The organism is Bradyrhizobium sp., from assembly GCF_049581145.1.
In the GTDB taxonomy this organism is placed as follows: Bacteria; Pseudomonadota; Alphaproteobacteria; order Rhizobiales; family Xanthobacteraceae; genus Bradyrhizobium.
In genome coordinates this window covers 1-7,187 of the sequence record NZ_JBAURI010000484.1, presented here as the reverse complement: position 1 = coordinate 7,187, position 7,187 = coordinate 1, and the positions used below count along the sequence as shown (strand labels likewise).

6 protein-coding genes and 2 pseudogenes are annotated in these 7,187 nt (G+C 64.7%); 5 read left to right on the top strand and 3 right to left on the bottom strand.

Going from position 1 to position 7,187, the window contains the following annotated elements; all coding sequences use genetic code 11:
- Positions 1 to 106 precede the first annotated feature (106 nt).
- A pseudogene (locus tag WCB02_RS16035) lies at positions 107 to 641 on the top strand (REP-associated tyrosine transposase).
- A 19-nt stretch (positions 642 to 660) separates the two neighbouring features.
- Here WCB02_RS16035 and purB read toward each other — a convergent pair.
- Positions 661 to 1,968, bottom strand: coding sequence for an adenylosuccinate lyase (gene purB, locus WCB02_RS16030; protein ID WP_423959400.1), 1,308 nt, complete (start codon positions 1,966 to 1,968; stop codon positions 661 to 663).
- A gap of 513 nt (positions 1,969 to 2,481) precedes the next feature.
- On the opposite strand from purB, the gene WCB02_RS16025 reads away from it, so the two are divergent.
- Complete coding sequence (locus WCB02_RS16025) at positions 2,482 to 3,078, top strand: TetR family transcriptional regulator (protein ID WP_423959398.1); 597 nt, start codon at positions 2,482 to 2,484, stop codon at positions 3,076 to 3,078.
- A gap of 44 nt (positions 3,079 to 3,122) precedes the next feature.
- Here WCB02_RS16025 and WCB02_RS16020 read toward each other — a convergent pair whose 3' ends face one another.
- Complete coding sequence (locus WCB02_RS16020) at positions 3,123 to 3,791, bottom strand: response regulator transcription factor (RefSeq protein WP_423959396.1); 669 nt, start codon at positions 3,789 to 3,791, stop codon at positions 3,123 to 3,125.
- On the bottom strand, positions 3,788 to 5,170 hold the full coding sequence (locus tag WCB02_RS16015) for a histidine kinase (RefSeq protein ID WP_423959394.1): 1,383 nt from the start codon (positions 5,168 to 5,170) through the stop codon (positions 3,788 to 3,790). Before WCB02_RS16015 ends, WCB02_RS16020 begins: the two co-directional genes overlap by 4 nt.
- Before the next feature lie 270 nt (positions 5,171 to 5,440).
- On the opposite strand from WCB02_RS16015, the gene WCB02_RS16010 reads away from it, so the two are divergent.
- The 3 genes and pseudogenes from WCB02_RS16010 to WCB02_RS16000 all read left to right on the top strand — a co-directional run.
- A complete protein-coding gene (locus WCB02_RS16010) occupies positions 5,441 to 6,229 on the top strand; it encodes a MotA/TolQ/ExbB proton channel family protein (RefSeq protein WP_423959392.1) in 789 nt (262 codons plus the stop codon).
- A complete protein-coding gene (locus tag WCB02_RS16005; RefSeq protein WP_423959390.1) occupies positions 6,219 to 6,908 on the top strand; it encodes a hypothetical protein in 690 nt (229 codons plus the stop codon). Before WCB02_RS16010 ends, WCB02_RS16005 begins: the two co-directional genes overlap by 11 nt.
- A pseudogene (locus WCB02_RS16000) lies at positions 6,901 to 7,187 on the top strand (hypothetical protein); the annotation flags it as partial. The gene WCB02_RS16005 and the pseudogene WCB02_RS16000, both read left to right, overlap by 8 nt.

The following is a 7,187-nucleotide window of genomic DNA, read 5'->3' as shown; positions in this document are numbered from 1 at the left end:
AGCCTCAGGCTGTCGGGCGGATTGGAGCCCACGGGGGCCGCGCAGCGCGCGGGCCCTGTGGGCGTAATCCGCCGCTTCTCGGGCCGAATATGCTACCCTATCCCGCATGCCCAACTATCGCCGCGCGTTCATTCCAGGTGGATGCTTCTTCTTCACGGTCAAACTTTTGGATCGACGGCAAACCTTGCTGGTCGATGAGGTCGGCGGCCTGCGTGAGGCGGTCGCGATGACGCGGCATGGTTTTCCCTTCACGATCGACGCGTTCGTTGTCTTGCCTGACCATTTGCATACGGTTTGGAGCTTGCCGCCAGGCGACAACGACTTCTCGATCCGCTGGCGGCTGATCAAGAGTCCGCTTTGCGAAAGCGCTTCCTAAAGAGGAACGACTCACCGCGGTGCAAAAGGCGCGTAGCGAACGCGGGATCTGGCGACGGCGGTTCTGGGAGCACTTGATCCGCCATGAAGCCGACTACGTGCGTCATGTCGAATATTGCTACATCAACCCGCTCCGGCATGGACTTGTCAGCCGCGTCCGGGATTGGCCTTACTCGTCGTTTCATCGCGACGCGCGCGCGGGGCTGTTTCCGGAGGACTGGGGTGGCGATGTTGAAACGCCCGGCGAATTTGGCGAGCGCCCGTGATGCGGCCCTACGCGCCATTTCACGCTTCGCCGAATACGCGCCGAAAAATCGTATCGACGTGCTTCAAGTGATAGCCGAGGTCGAACTGTTCCTCGATCTCCTTGTCGCTGAGATATTTCCTCACATCCGCGTCCTGCTTCAAGAGCGTCTGGAAATCGCCCTGGCCGCGCCAGACCGGCATGGCGTTGCGCTGCACGAGCCTGTAGGCGTCCTCGCGGCTGGCGCCTTTTTGGGTCAGCGCGATCAGGACGCGCTGTGAATGGATGAGGCCGCCGAACCGGTCGAGATTCTTCTGCATGTTGTCCGGATAGACCAGAAGCTTGTCGATCAGGCCGGCCAGGCGATTGAGCGCGAAGTCGAGCGTGACTGTTGCATCAGGTCCCATCATGCGCTCGGCGGAGGAGTGCGAGATGTCGCGCTCGTGCCAGAGCACGACGTTCTCCAGCGCCGGCGTCACATAGGCGCGCACCATGCGCGACAGGCCGGTGAGGTTTTCCGACAGCACCGGGTTGCGCTTGTGCGGCATCGCGGAGGAGCCCTTCTGCCCCTCCGAGAAGTATTCCTCGGCTTCCAGCACCTCGGTGCGCTGCAGATGGCGGATTTCGGTGGCGAGACGTTCCACCGAGGAGGCGATCACGCCCAAGGTCGCGAAATACATCGCGTGGCGGTCGCGCGGGATCACCTGGGTCGAGATCGGCTCGGGCGAAAGCCCCAGCGCCTTGGCGACGTGCTCCTCGACCCGGGGATCGATCTGGGCGAACGTGCCGACCGCGCCCGAGATCGCGCAGGTCGCGACCTCCTTCCGCGCCAACGCGAGCCGCGCGCGGGCGCGGGAAAATTCCGCATAGGCATAGGCGAGTTTCAGCCCAAAGGTGACCGGCTCGGCATGGATGCCGTGGGAGCGGCCGATGGTCGGGGTCATCTTGTGCTCGAGAGCGCGCTTCTTCAGCGCCGCCAGAACCCGGTCGATGTCGTCGAGCAGAATGTCGGCGGCGCGGGTGAGCTGCACGTTGAGGCAGGTGTCGAGCACGTCGGAGGAGGTCATGCCCTGATGCACGAAGCGCGCCTCGGGGCCGACGATTTCGGCCAGATGGGTGAGGAAGGCGATGACGTCGTGCCTGGTCTCGCGCTCGATCTCATCGATCCGCGCGACGTCGAAGGTGGCGTCCTTGGCCTTGGCCCAGATCGTTCTGGCAGCCTCTTTCGGGATCACCCCGAGTTCCGCCAGCGCGTCCGCCGCATGCGCCTCGATCTCGAACCAGATCTTGAAGCGGGTCTGGGCCTCCCAGATCGCAGCCATTTCGGGGCGGGTGTAGCGGGGGATCATTCAACGTCTCCGGACGGTTCGCAGGGAGGCGCCAGGCACGATGTGAGGCGCGAGTCCGAGCATTGTTTTTACGCCGTGCTTTAGCAGAGCGGCCGGGCCTGAACAAACGCCGGCGTGTGGCACCGGGCAGCGCCCCCGGGCCCGGCCGGACGGCCAATCCGTCACGCAAGGCGCGGTCAATCACGTAATATTGACTGACAGATATTGTAATCTGTAATCGGGACTCCCTATTTAGACGTTGACGCCATGCCTGGGGCGTCGCGTGAACCGCCGACCGGGCGCGGACCGCGGAATTGCAGAGGACGACCGCTATGACCTTCGAGATTTTGAATTGGACTGCTCATATCCAGCGCTGGCTCAACGTCCGCGTGGCGCGGCATCTGGCCGCGCGGGCTGAGAAGCTGGCGCGCTAACGGGGAACTTCAACGCCAACCCGCCAGGTCGCTTCTCAAAAGCCTTGTTGTTGGAAAAGGCTGGGGTAGCTAGACTGGCAAGGAAACGGACGGTGCGCGCATGAACGACACGCTGGTTCTGACCCCCGAGCGGATACTTGAAGCGACCGAGGACGCTCTGCGCCGCTATGGCCTCGCCAAGGCCACGGTGGTGGATGTGGCCCGTATGCTCGATGTCAGCCACGGCAGCGTCTACCGCCATTTCCCAAGCAAGGCCTCGTTGCGCGAGGCGGTGGCGAAACGCTGGCTCGACCGGGTCAACGCACCGCTGCAGAAGATTGCAGACAGTGCGGGCCCCGCGCCTGCCAAGCTCGAGCGCTGGCTCCGCACCATGATCGCGATCAAGCACAAGAAGGTCGGCGACGATCCCGAGATGTTCGCGACCTATCTGGCGCTGGCGCAGGAGGCCTGCAAGGTGGTCCGGGCTCACAAGGACGGCCTGGTCGATCAGATCGCCCAGATCCTGACCGAGGGCACAAAACAGGGCGCCTTCCATGTCACCGATACCACAGCGACCGCGCGCTCGCTGTTCGACGCCACCTGCCGCTTCCATCATCCCGCCCATGCCGAGGAATGGAAGGATCCGCAGCTCGACGCCCGGATCGATGCTCTTTTGGCGCTGCTGTTGAAGGGCCTGGAAGCCCCGCGTAAGCGCTGATCATCTTTGCCGGCGATTTTTGCCGCCGCGCCCTTGCACCTGCGCTACTGCACCTCAGTCAGCCCGCATTTGACAGCCAGCCGGACCAGCTGCGCGTCCGTTCGCATGCCGGTCTTGGCCTTGACCAGGTAGTGATAGTTTTGCACCGTCTTCAGGCTGAGATTGAGACTCGAGGCGATCTGTTCCGTGGTCGAGCCGGCCGCGAGCTGCCGCAGGATCTCGATTTCCCTCTCCCCAAGCAGATCAAGCGGCGATTGCGGCTCCATCAGGCTGTCTTCCGCCAGAACATGGGCGATGTCGTCGCTCATGGCGCGCTCGCCGCGCGCCACGGTGCGGATCGCCCGGATCAGCGTCGCCGGTTCGCTGCTCTTGGTGACATAGCCGCTCGCGCCCGACTTGAAGGCGGCCTTCACCTGCGCCGGCTCGCTGTACATGCTGAAGACAAGGACGCGCGCGCGGCTGTCGCGCGCGCGGATGTTGCGGATCGCCTCCAGGCCGCTTGCGCCCGGCATCGAGATGTCCATCACCACGACGTCGGGAGCATGGGTCTTGAAGGCACCGTAAGCGCTGGTCGCGCTGTCGGCCTCCGCGACCACGCGGAAGTCGTGCTGATGTTCGAGGACGCGCCGGTAGCCTTGCCGGACCACCGGATGGTCGTCGACCAGCAGGATCGAAATGCCCGGCGCCTGGGAGACCGACACGCGGGGCATCATGCGGCGATCGGAATCGTGGCGGCTACGCTGAGACCACGCGCCGCGCGCGCGATCGACAGCGAACCGCCAAGCGCGGTCACGCGCTCGCGTATTCCAGTCAGGCCGAAGCCGGCGGATTGGGCGACCTTCGCGGCGTCGCCGCCACCATCGTCTTCGACGCAGATCAGAAGCGCGTTTTCCGCGCCGGTCCGCCGCTCGATCCGCAGCGATATCTGCCGCGCCGCGCTGTGGCGCAAGGAGTTGGTCAGGCACTCCTGGGCGATCCGATAGACCGTGGTGGCGACGGAGCCGCGCACGTCGGTCAGGTCGCCCAGCAGGTCGAGCCGGACCGTGGGCCGCGTCGCACTGTGCGCTTCCCAGCTGTCGACCAGGCTGACGAGGCTTGCCTCGAGCCCAAGTTCCTCCGCGGGCGGGTGGCGCAGCCGGTTCAAGGTGCCGCGCAGGCATGTCATCAGGTGCATCGTCGCTTGCGAGATCATCCGCGCATCCTGTGCGATACGCGCCTTGTTGGGGGCCTTGTTGTGATCCGCAGCGCTGTCCGCCTCGATCGCGCTGGCGAAGGCGAGCACGGCCGTCAGATTTTGTCCGAACTCGTCATGCAGTTCGCGGGCCAGCGCGCGCCGCTCATCGTCGCGAATTTCCAGGAGCCGCCGGGTCAACAAGGCCCGGTGCGCCGTCGCCTGCGCCAGGCGTTCGCCGAGTTCGGTGACAGCGCGCCCGATCATCGCAAACTCCATCGACCGGAAACGCGGCAGCGCTGTCCGGTGTCGGCCGTCAGCGATGCTTTGCAATGCAACAACGATCGAGCGCGCCGGTGCCAGCGTCTGCGCGATCACGAATGATGCAAGCAGGGCAATGCCGAGCGCCATCAGCAGCGCGACGTCGATGACGTCGAGGACCTGGTCCCAGGCCAGCCGGATCGCGGCATCGCCATCGGCGATCGCTGATACCGTGCCTGAGTTGGTTGCGCGGGCGCTGATCGGTTGAGCCACGGCTGCGTGATTGCCGAACAGCCCGCGCACGATGATCGCGAACCAGCGCGGCGGCGCCTTGCCGATCCCGGCGTCCTGGCCGCACAGCGGCTTCTCGACCTCGGTCTCCGGTTCAAACCGGACGCAAACCCCGGGCGAAATAAGCTTCATGGTTTCGATCGTGCGCCACTCGGGGGCCGGCACCAGATGCTCGCGCTCCCTGTTGCTGCGCAGCAGCAATTCGCGCCAGTACAGCGCCTCCATGGCCCGGGAGACCCGCTCGGCGGAAGCGGCCGTCGCGCGATCGACGCTGTGATAGGCGTCCACCGTCGCCCAGATGGTCGCCGCTCCCAGACACAAAACGACAACGGCCAGCAGCCGGGCGATGAGCTGAAGCACGAGGCGCATCCGACGACCTCCATCACTTTTCGCGGCAACACTTTTCGCGGCAAGACTTCTCACCGCAAGACTGTTCACCCCATGACTCTTTGCCTCACGATAGCAACATGGCTGTCCGGTGCCAAATGCAAGCTTGGCCGCGGAGCATGCTCGGGAAGATTTCCCGACCGGTCGTGGGCATATGGCTTTGGACGGCGGCGGCCGCCTCTGTTTAACTGAGGGCGGGCGTCCGCCCGTCAACGGCTCGAAGAAGCCGTCCTTCCAGGGAGCCGAACCGTCATGAGTCGCAAAAACGGCGGCAGCGCCGCATCGTCAGGCAACGACGGGCCGGAGCGCGGGCCGCTGCTGTTCTGGATGATCTTCACCGGCCTTTCGATCTTTGCCGGCGTGCTGTTGTGGCGATACGGGCTGATCCGCCTGATGGTGCGCTCCGATCGCACCTATCTGTCGAGCATCATCGCGGTCCTCTACGTCATCACGTCCTGCCACTGCTTTTGGCGGACCCGAAAGATCGCGCGCGAAGGCGACGCGGCCGGGCGCTGCCGCGCGATCCTGTCGGCTGCCGACGGCAGCAAGGCGCTGGCCGTCGATGCAAACGTGCTGCCGCCCGGGCTGGTGACGGACCATATCAAGAGCCTGGTGACCAAGGCCGAAACCCAGGGGGCCGGGAAAGGCGCAGGACGCATCGACCAGACGCTGCTGTTGCGCTCGCTGGCCGATCGCCTGCGCGGCTCCAACGGGTTCGGCGCCTTCGCCTCCGACACGCTGATGAAGCTCGGCCTGCTCGGCACCATCATCGGCTTCATCATTATGCTGGCGCCGATCGCCGGCCTCGATGCCGCCGACAAGGTCGCGATGAAATCCTCGATGGGATTGATGAGCGACGGCATGGCGGTCGCGATGTACACGACGCTTGCGGGCCTGGTCGGCTCGATCCTGGTCCGGATCCAATATTACATGCTGGATACGGCGACCCAGCGGGTGTTCTCCGACGCGGTGACGCTGACCGAGACGCGCGTCACCCCTGCCTTGGAACGCAGCCATTTGGAACGCCGCCATGATGGATGAGTTCGGTCTCTATCCGCGCGAGGAGCCGTTCGATCCCTTCAGCGTGATGCTGTTCAAGGCGCTGCAGGTGGTGGCCTTCCTGTTCTTCCTGGCGCTGCTCGCGATCTCGCCGGACTCGAAAGAGGGCAAGGTCGATTCCAAGGCCGAATTCATCATCACGATGGACTGGCCGGACAATCACCCCGACGACCTCGATCTCTTCGTGCAGGATCCGATCGGCAATATCGCCTGGTACCGGCATCGCGAGGCGGGATTCCTCACCCTCGACCGCGACGATCGCGGCGGCGCCAATGATTTCATCCTCGTCAACGGCCGCAAGATCGCCTCGCCGATCCGCGAGGAGATCGTCACCGTGCGCGGCATCGTGCGCGGCGAATACACCGTCAATGTCTCGCACTTCCAGGCGACGACCGGACAGCCGGTGCAGGCGACCGTGAAGGTGCAGAAGCTCAATCCGACCGCGCAGGTGATTTTCGACGACAAGGTCACGGTCGATCACACCGGCGACGAAAAGACCGCGTTGCGCTTCTGGCTCGACGCCGAAGGCAAGGTCATCGACGTGCAGCGGCGGCCGAAATCGCTCATGGAGACATTCCGGAACGTCTCGCGCAACGGCGCGGATCTGGATCCAAAGACCGGCGTCAGCATGACCGGCGACAGGGTGCCACGCCATGAGTAGCCTGCAATCGGTGATCGTCATGCTGTCGATCGGCTACGCGCTGATCGGCGCGCTGCTGCTCGTCGTGCTGGTCTATGCGCGGCTGCCCTGGCCGGCCAAGGCCTTGGCGGTGATCATGACCAGCGCATTCTATATCGTCAGCTTCAACGGCACGCGCGGGCTGCTCGGCTGGGCCAGCACCGACCGGCTGCCGGCCTCGTTCAAGCTGTTGCAGGCCCGGATCGTGGAGCCGCATTCGCTGCAAGGCGATCCGGGGTCGGTTTACCTGTGGGTCGAGGA